We start from the raw sequence: 17,389 nt of genomic DNA, 5'->3' as shown, positions 1-17,389 counted from the left end.
AGAGAAGACCATGACTATCCGCTTCGCCGTTTCGACCCTTGCATCCGTTCTGCTGCTGTCGGCATGCGGCGTATGGCAAACCGTCTCCGATGCCTCGTCGAGCGCCTACCGCACTGTCTTCTTCAAGCAGGTCAAGGTGCTCAACATCGATTTGTCGGCACGCGAGGCGTTGAATCCGGACGACGCCGGCCGCCCGACGTCGGTTGCGGTGCGCGTGTATCAATTGAAGGACCGCAAGATGTTCGATGGCGCGTCCTACAACGACCTGCTGAAGAACGATCGGACAATGCTTGTGCAGGATCTGCAGGCAAACATGGCGACGGTCCTGAATCCGGGCGCGGCCGCGAGCCTCTCGCAGCCGATGCAGGTCGAGACCAAGTATGTCGCGATCGTTGCGTTCTACCGCAACCCTGGAAGCGGCGATGACTGGAAGGTCGTGATCGAGAAGAAGAAGCTCGACGCAGACAAGCCGTTGAAGCTCGAACTGGTCGATCAGCTTCTGCTTTCTGCCGGGGCATCTGAGAATGCATCCCGGTGATCAATTGCATGTGAACGGCAATCAGGTGGCGACGACGGACGTGAAACTGGCCGTGGCGCAACGTTGTCCGTGACAGGTTCGGCACCGCATGGCGTGCCCGCCATGACGCCGCACCGTCAAAACGACGGCAACCCCGGCGGATTCGTCTCCGCGCGCGCGACCGCCTCGCTCTGCAACCCCCAGCGCGCCAGCGCCTGCCCGTAGCGGCCGTTGCTGATCAGCGCGTTCGTCGCGAGCGTCAGCGCCGGCGCGAGCCCGCTGCCGCGACGCGTCGCGATCGCGACATCCGCATTCGCCGGCCAGCCCGCGTTGACGACGCCGACCCGACGAATCCTGCCGTCGCGCGCGGCCTCGTAAGCCAGCGACGCATTCGGGTTCAGCTCGGCGTCGGCGCGGCCCGACAGCAACGCGACGCGGGCTGCCGCATCGTCGTCGAAATAGAGCAGTTCGGTCGCCTTCAGCCCTTGCGCGACGTTGCGTCGGCTCCATTCGAGGAGGATGCGCTCCTGGCTCGTGCCCGCACCCGTGATGACGCGCAGGCCCGCGACGTCCTTCGGCTCGGCAATCTTCGCGATCGGGCTCGCGGTGCGCACGTAGAAGCCGTGCAGCCCGAGCCGATAGGTCGTGAAATCGTATTTCTCCTTGCGCTTCTCGGTCACGCCGACGTTCGAGATCACGGCGTCGTACTTGCCCGACGTGAGCCCGAGCGGCCAGTCGGCCCACGCGATCGGCACCAGCACCAGCGTGCGGCCGAGCGCGTCCGCGACGAGCTGCGCATAGTCGGGATCGGCGCCCACGACCGTGCGCGCGTCGGTCGCATAGGTCGACACCGGCGGTGCGTGCGGCGAAATCGCGACCGTGAACGCGCCGTCGCGTACCCAGCGGTAGTTGCCGGCCGCGCGAATCGCCGCATCGTCGCGCGACGCGCGGATTCGGCCGGCCTGGCGCGGATCGAGATCGGCGGTCGCGGCCGCGTCGGCCGCGTGCCACCGGAGGCCGGCGGCGGCCGCGAGCGCGGCGGTCATGAACTGGCGTCGGTCGATCATCGTCGGGTGCCTCGGAAGTCGTGAGCGGCGTGCATCAGAGCACCCGCGACAGGAACGCGCGCGTGCGCGGATGGGCCGGCGCGTCGAGCACGACGGCGGGCGGGCCCGACTCGACGATGCGGCCGCGCTCCATGAACAGCACGTTGTCCGCGACTTCGCGCGCGAAGCCGATCTCGTGCGTGACGATCACGAGCGTGGTGCCCGAGCGCGCCAGTTCCTTGATCACGTCGAGCACTTCGTTGACCAGTTCGGGATCGAGCGCCGACGTCGGCTCGTCGAACAGCAGCACCTTCGGGCGCAACGCGAGCGCCCGCGCAATCGCGACGCGCTGCTGCTGGCCGCCGGACAGCTGGCGCGGGTAGGCATCGGCCTTGTCCGCGAGGCCGACGCGCGCGAGCAGCGTGCGCGCGGTGCGCTCGGCGGCCTCGCGCGTGACGCCGCCGACGGCGACCGGCGCTTCGACCAGGTTCTCGAGCACCGTCAGATGCGGAAACAGGTTGAAGTTCTGGAACACCATTCCGACCGCCGTGCGCCGCTTCAGCACGTCGCGCTCCTTCAGCTCGTGCAGCACGTCGCCGTCGCGCCGATAGCCGATCAGCTCGCCGTCGATGTCGATGAAGCCGTCGTCGACGCGTTCGAGATGGTTGATCGTGCGCAGCAGCGTCGACTTGCCCGAGCCGGACGGCCCGACGATCACCGTCACGCTGCCGCGCGGCGCGACGAACGACACGTTGTCGAGCACGCGCTGCATGCCGAACTGCTTCGACACGTTGTGCACGGCGACCTCGCCGCCGGTGCGCGGCACTGGCGCGTCAGCGTTGCCCTGAAACGTCGCATCGGCCGTTGCCGCACGCCGCCGCAGCGCACCGATGCGCGCCAGCACGAACGTCAGCGCCGACGGCGGCGGATTGCGCAGCGCACCGCGCGCATAGTGGCGCTCGACCTGCACCTGGATCGCGGACAGCACGGTCAGGATGATCAGGTACCAGACGGTCGCGACCATCAGCAGCGGAATCACTTCCAGATTGCGGCGATAGATCACCTGCACCGTGTAGAACAGTTCGGGCATCGCGAGCACGTAGACCATCGACGTGCCTTTCGCGAGCGTGATCAGGTCGTTGAACGCGGTCGGCAGGATCGCGCGCATCGCCTGCGGCAACACGATGCGCGTGGTCTGGCGGCCGCGCGGCAGGCCGAGCGCGGCGGCCGCTTCGAGCTGCCCCTGGTCGACCGCGAGAATGCCGCCGCGAATCACTTCCGCGGAAAACGCCGCGTGGTTCAGCGTGAGGCCGAGCACGGCCGCGAGGAACGGGCTGATCAGGTCGGTGGTCGGCGTGTCGAACCACACGATGTCGGTGAACGGCACACCGAGCCGCACGTGTTCGTACAGGTAGCCGAGATTGTTCAGGATCAGCAGCAGCACGATCAGCGGAATCGAGCGGAACAACCAGACGAACGTCCACGCGCTCGCGGCGAGCAGGCGCGAGCGCGACAGCCGGGCCAGCGCGACGAGCGCGCCGAGCGCGAAGCCGAACACCGCGCCGAGCAGCGTCAGCACCAGCGTGCGCGCGAGCCCGGACAGCACCGGCGGCGACAGGAACCATTCGGCGAACACCGGCCAGCCCCATTGCGGGTTGCCGAGAATCGAATGCAGCGCGAGCGCGATCAGCACGAGCGCGAGCACGGTGCCGACCGTGCGCGACCTGTGCCGGGCCGGCACGATGCGCGGGCGCGTGCCGGCGTCGCGGGCGGGGGCGGAAGTGAGCGGCGGCAGTGCGCCGCCGAGATGGGTCGTGTCGCTCATGTCGGTGAGGGTCCTCGATCGGGTTGGCCGGATGCGCCGCGCGAGGCGGCGCGCAGGCGTCAGGCGTGCGCTTCGGCCGCGTCGCCCTGTTTGCGCACCGCGCCGGGCGCCGCATGGCGGCTCGCCTTGCGCGGCAGGCCGAGGTGGTCGCGCAGCGTGCTGCCCGGCAGGTCGCGGCGGTAGCGGCCGCGCGCCTCGAGCACCGGAATCACGAGTTCGACGAAGTCGTCGACGCCCTGGGCCTGCACCGGGAAGCCGAGGATGAAGCCATCGCCGGCTCCGGCGTCGTGCCAGCGGATCAGCTCGTCGGCGACGTGCTCGGCCGTGCCGATGAAGTTCGGGCGCGGCGTCGCGACGGCGAGTGCCGTCTCGCGCAGCGTGAGGTGCTTGCGCTTCGCGTCGGCCTTGATCCGGTCGGTGGTCGAGCGGAAGCTGTTGCGGCCGATATCGCCGAGTTCGGGGAACGGTGCGTCGAGCGCGTACTGCGTGAAATCGTGGTGATCGAAATAGCGGCCGAGATACGCGAGCGCCGCGTCGATCGTCAGCAGGTCGCGGATCGCCTGGTACTTGTCTTCGGCCTCGGCGGCCGTGCGGCCGACGATCGGCCCGACGCCGGGGAAGATCTTCACGTCGCCCGGCTGCCGCCCGTGCTCGACCGCGCTTTGCTTCACGCGCCGCGTGAACGCGGCCGTTTCGTCGAGCGACGGCGAATGCGTGAACACGGCGTCCGCGTACTTCCCCGCGAGCCCGATGCCGGTGTCGGACGAGCCGGCCTGGAAGATCACCGGCTGCCCCTGCGGCGAGCGCTGGATGTTCAGCGGGCCGGCAACGTGGAAGAAGCGGCCGTGATGATCGAGCGTATGGAGCTTGTCGCGATCGAAGAAGCGCCCGCTCGCGCGATCGCGCACGAACGCGTCGTCGTCCCAGCTGTCCCACAGCCCCTGCACGACGTCGAGGTATTCGTCGGCGATTTCGTAGCGCAGTTCGTGATCGGGATGCGCCTTGCCGAAATTCTTCGCGGTGCCTTCGAGCGGCGTCGTGACGACGTTCCAGCCCGCGCGCCCGCCGCTGATCGCGTCGAGCGACGCGAGCTGGCGCGCGACCGTGAACGGCTCGCTGTACGACGTCGAGATCGTGCCCGCGAGGCCGATCTTCTTCGTCGCGACCGCGAGCGCCGACAGCACGGTGAGCGGCTCGAAGCGGTTCAGGAAGTGCGGGATCGACTTCTCGTTGATGTAGAGGCCGTCCGCGACGAACGCGAACGCGATGCCGGCGGCTTCCGCCTTGCGCGCGATGCCGATCGCGAAGTCGAGGTTGATGCTCGCGTCCGGCGGGTTGCTCGGATGCCGCCACGCGTTCATGTGGCTGCCTGCGCCTTGCAGCATCAGGCCGAAGGGAATCGATCGTCGGGTCGTCATGGGAGCGTCACGCGTTCTGGTCGGGGGAAGGGAAACGTTCGGCGGCGAGGGCCGCCTGCACGGGCGTGATCGACTGCGCGCCGCCGAGCCATTCGGCCGACGCGAGCCGTGCCGCGTAGTCGGTTACCGGCGAGTCGATCACGAATGCATCGACGTCGAGCCGCCGGCTCAGCGCGTCGAGCGCGCGGTGCACGCGTTCGGGCGTATCGGCCAGCACGGTCGGGCGCAGTTCGTCGATCCGGTAGTCGGACGCGCCGCTCTGCCGCGCGAATTCGGCGGCGGCCTGCGCGCTCGCCAGATTGAAGCTCTGGCCGCCGGCGAATTGCAGCTTGAAGATCTTCAGCGGCCCGATCAGTTGCTCGGCTTCGTCGCGGGTCGGCGCGGCGACGGCGTACAGCGCGACGATCGGGCGTGTGCCGCCCGCGTCGCGGTACGCGGCCAGCGAGCGTTCGAGGTTCGCGTCGTCGCCGTTGAAGTGTCCCGCGTAGCAGAAGCGCCAGCCGTGGCGGGCGGCGAGCGCGCCGCTGTCGGGCGAGCCGCCGAGCAGGATGCGTTCGGGCGCGTGCGGCGGCATCGGCATCGCGACCGCGCCGGCGAGCGGATGATCCTCGGCGACGCCCCAGCCGAGGAACGCGTCGAGTTCCGCGAGCTGGCCCGCGAAGTCGGGCTTCTTCGCCTTGTCGTGAAACCACTGCAGCGCGCGCGTGGTCAGCGGCAATCCACCGGGCGCCTTGCCGATGCCGAGATCGACGCGGCCCGGCCCGAGCGCGGCGAGCAGCTTGAACGACTCGGCGACCTTGAACGGGCTGTAGTGCTGCAGCATCACGCCGCCCGAACCGACGCGAATGCGCGACGTGTGCGCGAGCAGGTGCGCGACGACGATCTCGGGCGCGGAGCTCGCGAAGCCCGGCGCGCCGTGATGCTCGGCGACCCAGAAGCGCTCGTAGCCGAGCTGTTCCGCGCGCCGCGCGAGGGTCGTCGTGAAGCGCAGCGCGTCGGCGGCGGTCGCGCCGTCGGCGATCGGGCTTTTGTCCAGCAATGAAAGCGAATAAGACATGGTGTCGGCGTTCCTGCGAGGGCGTGGACGGGCAGCGCTCAGCTCTTCGGCAAGCCCGGCGGATTCGTGCGCGACTGGTCGATCGCTTCGGAGGCGAGGTTCCAGCGGTCGAGGATCTGCTGATAGCGGCCGTTCCGGATCAGCCCGTTCAGCGCGACCGTCAGCGGCTCGGCGAGCCCGCTGCCGCGGCGCGTCGCGATCGCGATGTCGGCCGTGCGCGGCCAGCCGCCGCTGATCGCGCCGACGAGGCGCGTCTTGCCCTGCTGCGCGCTCTGGTAGGCGAGCACCGAGTTCACGCTGAACACGGCATCGGCGCGGCCCGACTGCACGGCGACGATCCGCATCGCCTGATCGTCGTAGTACTGGACCTGCACGGGCTTCAGGCCGTGCGCGACGTTCTCGCGATCCCACGCGAGCAGGATCTTTTCCTGGTTGGTGCCGGCATCGGTGACGATGCGCAGCCCCGCGACGTCCTTCGGCTCGCGGATCGACTGGATCTTGCTGTCGTTGCGCACGTAGAAGCCGACCTGGTCCTTGCGGTAGGTCGAGAAATCGAACTTCTGCTTGCGCTCCTCGGTGACGGTGACGTTCGAAATCACCGCGTCGACTTTCCCCGATTCGAGCGCGAGCGGCCAGTCGGCCCATGCGAGCGGGACGATCTTCAGCTTGCGGCCGAGGCTGTCGGACACGAGCTGGCCGACGTCCGCGTCGAAGCCGATCACCGTGCGCGCGTCGGTCGCATACGAGCTGATCGGCGGCAGGCTCGGCGCGACGCCGATCGTCAGCGTGCCGGCTTCGGCGAACCTGAACGACGCGGGCACCGCGCGCTCGACGGCCGCATCGGCCGCACCGCGCGGGCGGCCACGTTGCTCGGGGCTGAGGTCGAAGGTCGCGGCGGCCGCGGCGATCGCGGTCACGCCGATCAGCGCGGCGGCCAGCGTGCGGAGCGCACGCGGCGTGAAGGGTACGGCTCGTTGCATGGATGGGTCCTGTCGTTTCGTGTCTTGGGGAACGGAAGAGCGGAATCGGGGGGCGCGGGGCGTTCAGCGCGGCAGCACGGCTTCGGGAAGCGGCGCCCACAGGTCGGCGAGCGTCGACGTGCGCGACGGATCGGCGAGATCCTTGCCGAAGCGCAGGTGGAAATACGCTTCCGGATCGATCGACGAATCGAACAGCCGCGTATAGCCGGTGCGGTCGTACAGCGCCCACGCTTCGGGCTGGCGAAAGCCGGTGGTCAGGTACACGCGTCGATAGCCCTGCTGCGCGGCGCGCAGTTCGAGCGCATCGACGATCAGGCGCGCGAGCCCCTGGCGGCGCAGGTCCGCGCGGGTCCAGATGCGTTTGAGTTCGGCGGTCTGCGCGTCGTAGCGCTTGAATGCGCCGCCGCCGATCGTTTCTCCGTCGCGCAGCAGCAGCACGAACGCGCCTTCGGGCGGCGCGAACAGCTCGGCCGGGTAGCGCGCGAGTTCGTCGCGTGCGGACGCGCGGCTGTCGGGGCGATACGCGTCGTAGCGCGTCGCGTATTCGTCGATCAGCGCGTCGACCAGCGGCTGGGCGCGGACGTCGAGCGGTGTCGTGTCGATGAGGCGGTCGTTCGTGGCCATGGGCATCGCGAAGGGCGCGCGATGCGGACGTTCCTGGCGGGGGCCTGCCACGCGGCCCGTCCGGTCTGCTCCGTTATCGCGACGCGGTTGTCGTGATGACGGCGGCCGCGGTGCTTCCTGCGTTGCATCCGGCGTGCCGCCGCCGTTTCGAACACGTTAGCGGCGCGGCCGGCAAAGACGAACGAAGCAATTTCGATAAGGATTTCGCGGGGAGCGTCAGAAGGCTTGCAGGGGGAGTGGGGTGGGGGGCGCACGCGTCGAATGTTCGTCGCATGCGCAATGCCGGAGGGGCGTATGGCTAGGCTGCGCGTACTTCCGCGAGCAGATCCGGATGACGATCCAGAATCTTGAGCAACTTCACGAGGGCAAGCGGCGGGTTCGTCTTGCCGGTTTCGTAGCGCGAGAAAGCATTGACGCCGCCACCGAATATCTCGGCCGCCTCGCGTTGATCCAGCATCAGCTTCTTGCGCACCTTCGCGATGAACTTCGGGTCGACGATGGTCGAATTTACTTGCTTGTTGAACTCGCCGATCGCGTCACCCAGCCGGGTTGCCTCGTCCATGTCCAGCACCGACTCGCCGCAGGCCGGACAGAAGTCGCCGGTTACGTCGCGAACGACGGTCGAGTGACCCTTGTATGTGTAGGGGGTGTCTCGTGTATCGCGGACGAGTTTCGCGCCACCGCACGCAGGACACTTCATGTTCAACGCTCCTTCTTTTCGTCGGCGATCTTAACCAAAAGAGTTAATTTGTCAAGTTGGTTAATGGCGCGCGCATGCGGTCCGCCATCCTCGGCAGACTGCACGGAAAAGGTTCGGGGAGTAACTCGGCCTATCGGCGAACGCGCGGCGGCGTCGACGCCTCCGCCAGCTGAAACAGGCAATCGCCGCGCCGCACCTGCGCGGGCACGCGCTTGCACACCACTTCGCCGTCGCCGTTGAAGCGGTGCAGCACCGGTTCGCGCAGCGGCGTATCGGGGAAGTGCACCCACGCGGCCGGCTGGCCGGCCTTCACCTGGTCGCCGAGTTCGACGAGCGGTTCGTACAGCCCGCGCTCGTACGCGTAGACGAAGTGACGATCGCCGTCGACACGCAGGAAGCGCGTGACGGTCGGCGGCGCGTCGGGCACGAGCGCGCCGCGCAGCAGGCCGATGTAGCCGAGGTAGTGCAGCAGCCCGTGGCGGCCGAGCCGTATCAGCGCCGGATCGGCCATGCCCGCCCCGCCGAGTTCGGTCACGATCGAGATCGCCCCCTGCCGGCGCGCGGCCGATGCCGAGTGCACCGGGTTCGGCGCGTGCAGCAGCGCGTTCGGCAGCCCGAACGCGACCAGCAGGCCGTTGAGCTTCGCGGCCTCGTCGTCGTCGAGCGGGTCGATCGCGAGCATGTTGCCGCCCTGGTACAGCAGCGAGCTGCCGCCCGAATGCAGGTCGACCAGATACTGCGCGCGCGACAGCAGCGCATGCTCGATGTAATGCGCGATCATCTGCGTCGGCGTGCCGGCCGGGTCGCCGGGGAAGCTGCGATTCAGGTTGCCCTCGTCGAGCGGCGACACGCGCAAGCCGGCGTCGGCCGCGGGGAAGTTCGCCATCGGCAGCAGGATCAACTGCCCGCTGACCATCTCCGGATCGATCTCGCGCATCAGCTGCGACACGATGATCTGGCCTTCGTATTCGTCGCCGTGATTGCCGGCCATCACGAGCACGACCGGGCCGTCGCCGTTGCGGATCGACGCGATCGGGATCGGCAGCCAGCCGTATGCGGAGCGATGCACGGAATGCGGCAGGCGCAGATAGCCCGCATGCTTGCCTTGCGCATCGAGATCGATTTCGCAATGGATGGGATTTCGGTGGGAGGAGGAGGCGGTCATGGCGGCATCGTTCGATGAACGGAATCTGCCATCTTATCGGGAAACGACCGCCGCGCGGCGTGCGCGGTGCGGGCAATGCCGGACGCCGTCAACCGGCCCGCGTGCGAACCCGCGACATACGCAACACGAGCAGCCGCACGCGACGTTGCAGCGCTGAAACGCATGCCGGCGCGCGGCCGCCCGCACGTGCCGTGCGGCGCGTCGGCCCCTTGTCTCGACGGGGCCGGCGCGCGCGATCGCGTCAGCGACCGGAGGTTTCAGCTTCGATACGGCCTTCTTCCCACAGCGCCCAGAAACGGCTGCCGGCGCGATACGGATTCGCGCGTCGCGCCGCGTGATCGGTGACGCCCTGGCGATATGCGCCGTACAGCGTCAGCGGCGGATTGTCGACGCACGCGGCTTCGCGCGCGGCGGGCGCGCGGTGCTCGGAAACGAGCCGTCGGATCAGCGAGGCGCCGTCGATCACGTCCAGTTGATCGCTCGCTTCCGCATGGCTGAGGACTTCGACGGTATTCATGTTTGGGCTCCCTGACATCCTGTTTCCCAGTCAAGGAGCAATAAGGGTGCCAGCGATGAAATACCGCGCGCCGCCCCGATCGTGCGGGCTTCTGCGGCCAACGTGACGCGCGGCGCGGGCCGATGTTACGGAACACGTCACGTGACACGGGCGCGCGCGGCGGAACACCTGCGCGTATGCGCGGAGTCACGCGAAGCGTTTCGGGAATGAATCGCGGGAAGCGAAGGGACGCGCGGAGGCCGCCGGCGTCAACGCGAACGGCGCGCGCTCAGCTCGTGGTCGCGGGCGTCACGCGGCTGCTTCCGGCCGAATAGAAGCGGTAGATTCCCTTGCCGGCCGACTTCGCGTCGTACAGCGCGCTGTCGGCCTGGCGGATCAGTTCGTCGGGGGAGCCGTGCCCGTCGTCGAGCGCGATGCCGATGCTGATCCCGAAGCTGACGGTCTCGCCGATCGACAACGTGTACGGCGCCGAGATCTGCCGGATGATCCGCGCGGCGAGGAGCGAGCAGGCGTGCATCGTGGTGGCGTCGAGCGCGACGACGAACTCGTCGCCGCCAATCCGCGCCGCCAGCTCGCCGGGCGGCAGCGTCTTGCCGAGCCGCTCGGCGACCTGCGTGAGCACTTCATCGCCGGCCTGGTGGCCGAACCGGTCGTTGATTGCCTTGAAGCCGTCGAGGTCGAGATACATGACGGCGAGCGTGGCGCTCGGCAGGCGCGGCCGGTGCGCGAGCATCCGCTTGAGTTGCGCATGCAGTTCGTGGCGGTTCGGCAAACCCGTCAGCGCGTCGTGTCGCGCGAGGTGCCGGATGTGCTGCTCGCTGCGGCGGCGCGTGGTGACGTCCTCGACGATGATCACCGCGTTGCCGTCCGGCACGCGATGGCGCGTCAGTTCCAGCTGTCGGCCGTCGGCGAGCGTGATGTCGAGCGGCACCGGTTCGTCATGGTTCAGCCAGACGTCGCATTGCGCGGCGAGACCTGCGCCGTCGGAATCGGTCACCGCGTTCGCGGCGAGCGCCGCGACGACGTCGGGCAGCGGTGTGTCGAGCATGATCTCGCGCGGCGAGCCGAACAATTGCGCGGTGCGGCGGTTCGCGACGATCACGCGGCTCTCGCCGTCGATCATGCACAGGCCGTGCGGCATGTAGGTGAGGGCGGCGTCGAAGCGCGCGACGAGCTCGGCGTTGCGCTGGCGCGCGGCGATCAGCGCGACCAGCACGCGGTAATGACGCTGGACGACCGTGCGCATGGCCGCGAGATAGATCGCGAGCGGCGGCAGCAGCAGCCAGGCGCCGGGCCGGTCGACCAGCACCGCGCCGAGGCCGATCGGCAGGACGCCGAGCGTGACCTGGGTCATCGCGAGCCGGGGCAGCGCCGAATTGCGCGACGCGATTCCGCCGAACACGCCGCCCGCGACCATCACCGACAGCGTGCCGAGCTCGGCGTCGGGCGCCTCCACGCAGCCCATCACGCCGAGGCCGAGCACGAAGCACGCGGCGAGCGACACGGGCGCATAGCGCAGCGCCCAGTATTCGGCGCGATCGTCGCCGGCGGCACGGCGCACGGCATACGCGCGCGCGATCGCGAGCCGCGCGGCGAGCAGGCCGACGTCGACGACGAGCCACACGAAACACCAGAGTTGTTGCAGCCGGATCAGCGCGATCGCCGCGACGAACGCGCTGGCGAGGCCGGACAGCGCCATCGGGCGCACGTCCTCGAACAGCGTGACGAGCATCGACGGGCGCAGCGCGGCCGTCACGCGGTGATTGCCGCAGGGGGGAGTGGCGAGAACGGCATTCAGGAGGCTTGCCTTGACTGCCATGGCTATTTTGACCTCGACACGATGCGGCGCATTGCCGGCCGCCCCGCACGGCACGTGGCGGAGTGACCGGCGAGCCGGATGCGCACGACATTACCATGAAACGTCGGCCGCGCGTGTCGTGCGGGGGCGCCGGCGAGTCGTCGTCAACCACGCCGACGCGCGCCTTGCGCATTCGCCGACGCGGGGGCAGGCGTCGTTGCCCGCGGGACGATCTCGGGCGACCGCTCGCGGACCGGTTTCAGCGCGCCGCACATGGCTCGCCCATGGCGGCGATCAGCGCGCGGCGATCGATGCGCCCGCCGTGACACCGCCCAATCGCGCCCGTATGTCGCCCGCGACCGGACGCCGCAGCCCGTCTGAATCTCGTTATAAGAAATTCAATAAGTAATTCATGCGGGAAATACTATAGGCGATATATCGAAAACAATGCCAGAATGCGCGCCGCTCCGAACGCCGCGACACCCGATCGCCGTCCGAGCCGCATCAGGAGGTTCCCCCCCACATGAAAAACCACGGCCTGTCACGGCGGGGTTTTCTGAAAGCCAGCGTGCTGGCGGGCGTCGCGGTCTACGTCGCGCCCATCGGCAGCCGCGCGTTCGCGGCGCTCTTCGAAGAAAATCTCCTCACCCCCGTCAAATGGGATAGCGTCACCGGCATCCCCCAATTCCGCATCGACGGCATCGCGAAGGTCACGGGCTCGAAAGTGTTCGCCCGTGACGTGCGCGCAGCCGACATGCCGCACTGGCCGCAGCAGCAGTCGCACGCGCTGATCCTCCGCGCCACGCAGGCCGACCGCATCTACGAGGGCTTCGACCTGTCGCTGCTCGGCGACGAACTGAAGCCGGACCGCGTGGTCACGGCCGACGATCTCGCACGCGACGGCGTCGCGTTCCCGACGTTCTACGGCGACGACATGCTGTTGCCGGCCGGCAAGACCCCCGCGTATCTCGGCCATGCGGTCGCGATCCTCATCTATCACGACTTCGCGCGCTTCCGCTTCGCGAAGAACGCGCTCAAGTTCCGCGACGACGTGATCCGCTACGGCGCGGTCACGGGCCCGCTCGAGCGCGATCCGTGGGGCACGTTCCGCTACGTGCGGGTGGGCGGCAAGACGGCTTACGACGACGATGTCTATTCGAGCCTGAAGGACGCGCCGATCTTCCCGAGCATGATGCGCAAGCACCTGCCGGTCTGGCCGGACGGCAAGGAGCACGGCAGGCTCGACGAGCAGGGGATGTTCCTGGCCGGCCGGATCGCCGCCGAGCTCGATCGTCCGTCGGCCGACTGGCTCGTGTTCGATCGCGAGTACAGCACGCAGTCGGTCGATACCGCCGCGCTCGAACCCGACAACGCGAACTGCTGGTACGACGCCGCGACGCAGTCGATGCACCTCGTCGTGCCGACCCAGTCGCCGCTCGAAGTGGCGGAGAACGCGGCCGCGATGGTCGCGAAATGCCGCTTCCCGGTGAAGAAGCTGTTCGTGCATCCGTGCTACACGGTCGGCTACGGCTCGAAGGATCACTGCAACGTGCCGTTCTACGGCCTCGTCTGCGCGCTGTACGCGGACGGCCGCCCGGTGCGGTTCGCGAACGACCGCTACGAGCAGTTCCAGACGTCGCTGAAGCGCCACGCGTTCAAGATGCATTACCGGATCGCGGTCGATCGCAACACGGGTCTCATGCAGTCGTTCAAGGGCGACTTCGAGGCGAACGGCGGCGGGCGCTCGAACTTCTCGCCGTCCGTGGCGATGGTCGGCGCGACGGCCGCGCAATCGATCTACTACTTCCCGAAGAGCGACCTGGCTGCGGTCGCGATTGCGTCGCGCGCGATCGACGCCGGCTCCGCGCGCGGCTACGGCACGCTGCAGAGCATGGCCGCGACCGAGATGGCGGTCGACGAGATCGCCGCGCAACTGAACCTCGATCCGATCGAGTTCCGCCTGCGCAACGCGCTGCGTTCGGGGATGAAGAACACGCAGGGCGCGATTCCCGCCGGCGCGCTGCGCGTCGACGAAGTGCTGGAGCGCGCGAGGCAGCATCCGCTGTGGACGCGCCGTGCGGCGCGCAAGGCCGAATTCGAGGCGACGAACCCGGGCAAGCGCTACGGCGTCGGCTTCGCGTGCGTGCAGAAGGATTTCGGCACGGGTGCCGAGGCATCGTTCGCGAAGGTCGAATTCGACGAGAACGGCAAGGTGTCGCTGCATCACACGGCGGCCGAGATCGGCACGGGGATGTCGACGTCGCAGGCCGTCGCGGTCGCGAAGTGGCTCGGCCGCCCGGCGACCGAGGTGCGTGTTGCCGTGACCGAATGGCCCGATCTGCCGGTCGAGACGAGCGGCGATCCGTACCTGATGTCGCAGGCCGACCAGGACCGGCTGAGCGCGAATCCGCGCTGGTCGCCGGGCTATGCGTCGCCGTCGAGCGCGACGAACTCCGCGTACTACTTCACGCACAGCACGCGCGAAGCCGCGCGCGCGGTGTTCCGCTACGGGCTGTGGCCGGCCGCGATGTCGATCTGGACGCGCGGTCTCGGCGGCGGCCAGGCCGCGCCGTACACGATCCGCATCGAGGACGCGCGCTGGGTCGACGGCAAGCTGACCGCCGACGGCCTCGAGCCGCTGACGTTCGAGCAGCTCGCGAAGCAGGCGCATGCGCTCGGCCTGCCGACCGGCGCCGTCGTGCACGTGTTCAACCGCTGGCAATGGACCGACGCGGAGTTCGACGTGGGCGGCGCGGTCGATCGTCTGCCGATCGACGGGTTGTCGCTGCGGGTCGGCGCGCCGAAGACCGGCGACGACGGCCCGATGCCGGGCACCGCCGCGCCGGCCGGCGCCACCGCGATGCACGGCACGCTGGCGCCGACCGCGAACGGCTATCGCGTGCTGGACCGCAAACGCGTGTTCATCCCGCCGACGAGCCGCAACAACGCGGCCGTCACGTACTACACGGCGGTGGGCACGCTCGTCGAGCTGGCCGTGCACGAAGCGACCGGCAAGGTCGAGCTGCTCACGCATCACTCGATCATGGAGTGCGGCAACCAGATCTCGCCGCAACTCGTGTCGGGCCAGTTGCAGGGCGGCCTCGCGATGGGCATCGGCCATGCGCTGCACGAATACCTGCCGCTTTACGAAGACGGCCCCGGCAACGGCACGTGGAACTTCAACCGCTACCAGCTGCCGCGCGCGACCGACGTCGCCGTGTGGTCGCAGACGGGCGACATCCTGCCGCCGCTGTCCGAGACCGATCCGCCGAAGGGTGTCGCCGAGGTGGTGATGATTCCCGTCGTCGGCGCGATCGTGAACGGCATCGCGCACGCGATCGGCCATCGTTTCACCGACTTGCCGGTGACCCCGCAAAAGATTCAGGAGGTGCTCGCATGACGACCGCCCAAACCACCGCGTCGGCCGCGAGCGCCAGCGCGGCCGCGACCGGCGCATCCGCGCCGAATGCGGCTTCGGCCGCCCCGGCATCGGCGCCCGCTGCCGCACCGGCCGCCGTCGAGCGTCCGCTCGTCCGCTTTCGGCAGAAACCGCTGTCGGTGAACATCAACGGCAAGTCCGTCGGCCCGATGCAGGTGCCCGAAGGGCTGATGATGATCGAGTTCCTGCACGAGTATGCGGGCCTCACCGGTTCGCGGCTCGGCTGCGGGCAGGGCATCTGCCACGCGTGCGTCGTGATCGTCGACAAGCCGGACGGCACGAGCGAGGAAATGCGCACGTGCATCACCGGCGCGCACTTCTTCCACGGCCGTTCGATCCGCACGATCGAAGGCCACGCGAAGCGCAACGAAGCCGGCGAAGTGGTGGAGCTGTCGCCGATCCAGCAGAAGTTCCTCGAGCACTTCAGCTTCCAGTGCGGCTACTGCACGCCGGGCTTCGTCAACGCGGCGACGGTGCTGATCGAACGCCTGAAGCGCGAGCCGGTCGCGAAGGCCGACGTCGAGCGCACGATCACCGACGCGCTGAACGCGCACATCTGCCGCTGCACCGGTTATGTCCGCTACTACGAAGCCGTGAAGGACGTGATTTTGACGACGCCGGGACTCGTGAAGGACGCCGCATGAAACGCATATTCGCCCATCGTGCCGCGCGGGCCGCGGGCCTGCCCGCACTCGCGGCCGCCTGCGCGCTGCTGCTCGCCGCCTGCGGCGGCCATGACGCGCCGGCTTCGAACGCGGCTTCCGGCGCGCCCGGCGCCGACCAGATCGCGCGCGGCCGCTATCTCGTGAAGGCCGCGGACTGCGCGGCGTGCCACACCGCGAAGGACGGCGCGCCGTTCGCCGGCGGTGCGCCGCTCGAATCGCCGTTCGGCACGTTCTACGGTTCGAACATCACGCCCGACAAGGATCACGGGATCGGCGGCTGGAGCGCGGACGACTTCTACGCCGCGCTGCACGACGGCAAGGCGCCGGGCAAGCGTCTGTATCCGTCGATGCCATACACGTCGTACCGGCAGCTCACGCGCGCCGATACCGACGCGATGTACGCTTACCTGAAGACGGTGAAGCCGGTCGCGCAGGAAAACCGCGCGCACGAACTCAAGTTTCCGTACAACCTGCGCTTCGGCATGGTGTTCTGGGACATGGTGTTCCTGAAGGACAGCCTGCCCGACGCATCGACCGGCCGGTCCGCCGACTGGCAGCGCGGCCGCTATCTGGCGGGCGCGCTCGGCCACTGCGCGGAATGCCACACGCCGCGTGCGTTCACGGGGCAGCTCGACGGCGCGAAGCCGTTCGCGGGCGCCGCGCTCGGCCGCGTGGCCGCGCCGGACATCACGCCGGCCGGCCTTGCCGCGCGCGGCTGGACGGGCACCGACCTGCAGACGTTCTTCGGCGTCGGCATCGCGCCGCAAGGCTCGGCGTTCGGCGAAATGTATCCGGTCGCGCATCTGAGCACGCAGTACATGACGAAGGACGATCTGCGCGCGCTGTCCGTGTACCTGCTCGGCGATACGCCGCCGGCGCCGCAGCCGGTGAAGCCGGTGTCGGCCGATGCCGCGCAGCTCGCGGCCGGCCGCTCGGTGTATCTCGCGGTGTGCGCGGGCTGTCACGGTTTCGACGGCGAAGGCAAGCCGCACGTGGCGGTGCCGATGAACGGCAATTCGACGCTGCGTCAGGGCGATGCGCGCAACCTGCTGGTCGCGATGCTCGACGGCATCGACGAGCAGAAGTTCGCCGGCTTCGAGAACCTCCAGCCGATGCCTGGTTTCGCGCACACGCTGAGCGACGACGAACTCGCACAGCTCGCGAATTACCTGCGCGCGACGTGGGGCGGCCAGCCCGCGAGCGTCACGCCGGCCGACGTGAAGGCCATGCGTCGGTAAGTCGTGCGACGAAGCGGGGCGTCGCGCGCGAGGCGGCCGGCTTCCGGCTGCGCGCGTGCGTGACGCCCCGCTCGAGCCTTTCCGGCGGCGCTTCAGTAGCCGCCGCCCCCTCCGCCGCCACCGCCACCTCCGCTGCCGCCCGCGCCGCCATACCGGCTCATGCCGGGGCCTTGCGACATGCCGCCACCCGACGACGTACATCCGGCCGACAGCACCAGCATCAGCGCCGCGAGCAGCGCCGCGGCCAATCTTGCGGAACTCATTTCACTCTCCTTTCGCCGAGAAGGCCGCGCGGCAGGGCGGTTCGCGTGAACCGGCGACCGCGCGATGACGAAACGTTTCCGGCGGGCGGTTTATTCCATGCTTTTTGCGTTCGGCACAGGGCGAAACGGAGCGGCGC

The 17,389-nt window shown here is 68.9% G+C and carries 15 protein-coding genes; 4 read left to right on the top strand and 11 right to left on the bottom strand.

What is annotated here, in order from left to right; genetic code table 11:
• Positions 1-10: 10 nt before the first annotated feature.
• Entirely contained in the window at positions 11-538 is a 528-nt protein-coding gene (tssJ, locus tag WS46_RS08545) for a type VI secretion system lipoprotein TssJ (protein ID WP_059690127.1), read from the top strand.
• Between the two features lie 116 nt (positions 539-654).
• On the opposite strand, the gene WS46_RS08540 is transcribed toward tssJ, so the two are convergent.
• From WS46_RS08540 to WS46_RS08490, 10 genes are all read right to left on the bottom strand, one after another.
• Positions 655-1,584, bottom strand: coding sequence for an ABC transporter substrate-binding protein (locus tag WS46_RS08540; protein WP_059690126.1), 930 nt, complete (start codon positions 1,582-1,584; stop codon positions 655-657).
• 34 nt (positions 1,585-1,618) lie between these two features.
• Positions 1,619-3,388, bottom strand: a complete 1,770-nt coding sequence (locus tag WS46_RS36740; RefSeq protein ID WP_082725278.1) for an amino acid ABC transporter permease/ATP-binding protein — start codon at positions 3,386-3,388, stop codon at positions 1,619-1,621.
• A gap of 59 nt (positions 3,389-3,447) precedes the next feature.
• Complete coding sequence (locus tag WS46_RS08525; protein ID WP_059690125.1) at positions 3,448-4,806, bottom strand: LLM class flavin-dependent oxidoreductase; 1,359 nt, start codon at positions 4,804-4,806, stop codon at positions 3,448-3,450.
• Positions 4,807-4,813: 7 nt separating this feature from the next.
• A complete protein-coding gene (locus tag WS46_RS08520; RefSeq protein ID WP_059690124.1) occupies positions 4,814-5,863 on the bottom strand; it encodes an LLM class flavin-dependent oxidoreductase in 1,050 nt (349 codons plus the stop codon).
• A 38-nt stretch (positions 5,864-5,901) separates the two neighbouring features.
• Positions 5,902-6,843: an ABC transporter substrate-binding protein gene (locus WS46_RS08515; RefSeq protein WP_059525535.1), complete on the bottom strand. Its 942-nt coding sequence runs from the start codon at positions 6,841-6,843 to the stop codon at positions 5,902-5,904.
• Between the two features lie 63 nt (positions 6,844-6,906).
• Positions 6,907-7,467, bottom strand: coding sequence for a GNAT family N-acetyltransferase (locus WS46_RS08510; protein WP_059525532.1), 561 nt, complete (start codon positions 7,465-7,467; stop codon positions 6,907-6,909).
• A gap of 298 nt (positions 7,468-7,765) precedes the next feature.
• The gene (locus tag WS46_RS08505) at positions 7,766-8,167 is read right to left on the bottom strand and encodes a type II toxin-antitoxin system MqsA family antitoxin (RefSeq protein ID WP_059690123.1); all 402 of its coding nucleotides are present in this window, start codon (positions 8,165-8,167) and stop codon (positions 7,766-7,768) included.
• 130 nt (positions 8,168-8,297) lie between these two features.
• Positions 8,298-9,332 carry a succinylglutamate desuccinylase/aspartoacylase family protein gene (locus WS46_RS08500; RefSeq protein WP_059690122.1) on the bottom strand — a complete coding sequence of 345 codons (1,035 nt, stop codon included), beginning with the start codon at positions 9,330-9,332 and terminating at the stop codon, positions 8,298-8,300.
• Between the two features lie 241 nt (positions 9,333-9,573).
• Entirely contained in the window at positions 9,574-9,849 is a 276-nt protein-coding gene (locus WS46_RS08495; protein ID WP_059525528.1) for a hypothetical protein, read from the bottom strand.
• A 268-nt stretch (positions 9,850-10,117) separates the two neighbouring features.
• On the bottom strand, positions 10,118-11,668 hold the full coding sequence (locus tag WS46_RS08490) for a diguanylate cyclase domain-containing protein (protein WP_059690121.1): 1,551 nt from the start codon (positions 11,666-11,668) through the stop codon (positions 10,118-10,120).
• A 502-nt stretch (positions 11,669-12,170) separates the two neighbouring features.
• Between WS46_RS08490 and WS46_RS08485 the strand changes: the two genes are divergently transcribed.
• The 3 genes from WS46_RS08485 to WS46_RS08475 are packed head-to-tail and all read left to right on the top strand — an operon-like array spanning position 12,171 to position 16,989.
• Entirely contained in the window at positions 12,171-15,047 is a 2,877-nt protein-coding gene (locus WS46_RS08485) for a xanthine dehydrogenase family protein molybdopterin-binding subunit (protein WP_059690120.1), read from the top strand.
• Positions 15,044-15,730, top strand: a complete 687-nt coding sequence (locus WS46_RS08480) for a (2Fe-2S)-binding protein (RefSeq protein ID WP_059690119.1) — start codon at positions 15,044-15,046, stop codon at positions 15,728-15,730. The genes WS46_RS08485 and WS46_RS08480 overlap by 4 nt, the downstream gene beginning before the upstream one ends.
• Positions 15,727-16,989 (top strand): cytochrome c, encoded by a 1,263-nt coding sequence (locus tag WS46_RS08475; protein WP_059690118.1) that lies wholly within the window; start codon positions 15,727-15,729, stop codon positions 16,987-16,989. Before WS46_RS08480 ends, WS46_RS08475 begins: the two co-directional genes overlap by 4 nt.
• A gap of 92 nt (positions 16,990-17,081) precedes the next feature.
• Here WS46_RS08475 and WS46_RS35965 read toward each other — a convergent pair whose 3' ends face one another.
• On the bottom strand, positions 17,082-17,252 hold the full coding sequence (locus tag WS46_RS35965) for a hypothetical protein (protein WP_175906937.1): 171 nt from the start codon (positions 17,250-17,252) through the stop codon (positions 17,082-17,084).
• Between the last annotated feature and the right edge of the window lie 137 nt (positions 17,253-17,389).

The sequence above is a fragment of the Burkholderia sp. RF4-BP95 genome (assembly GCF_001521985.1).
GTDB lineage: Bacteria > Pseudomonadota > Gammaproteobacteria > Burkholderiales > Burkholderiaceae > Burkholderia > Burkholderia diffusa.
Note: the sequence above shows the minus strand (reverse complement) of the source record. Positions and strands in the feature narration are given on the sequence as shown.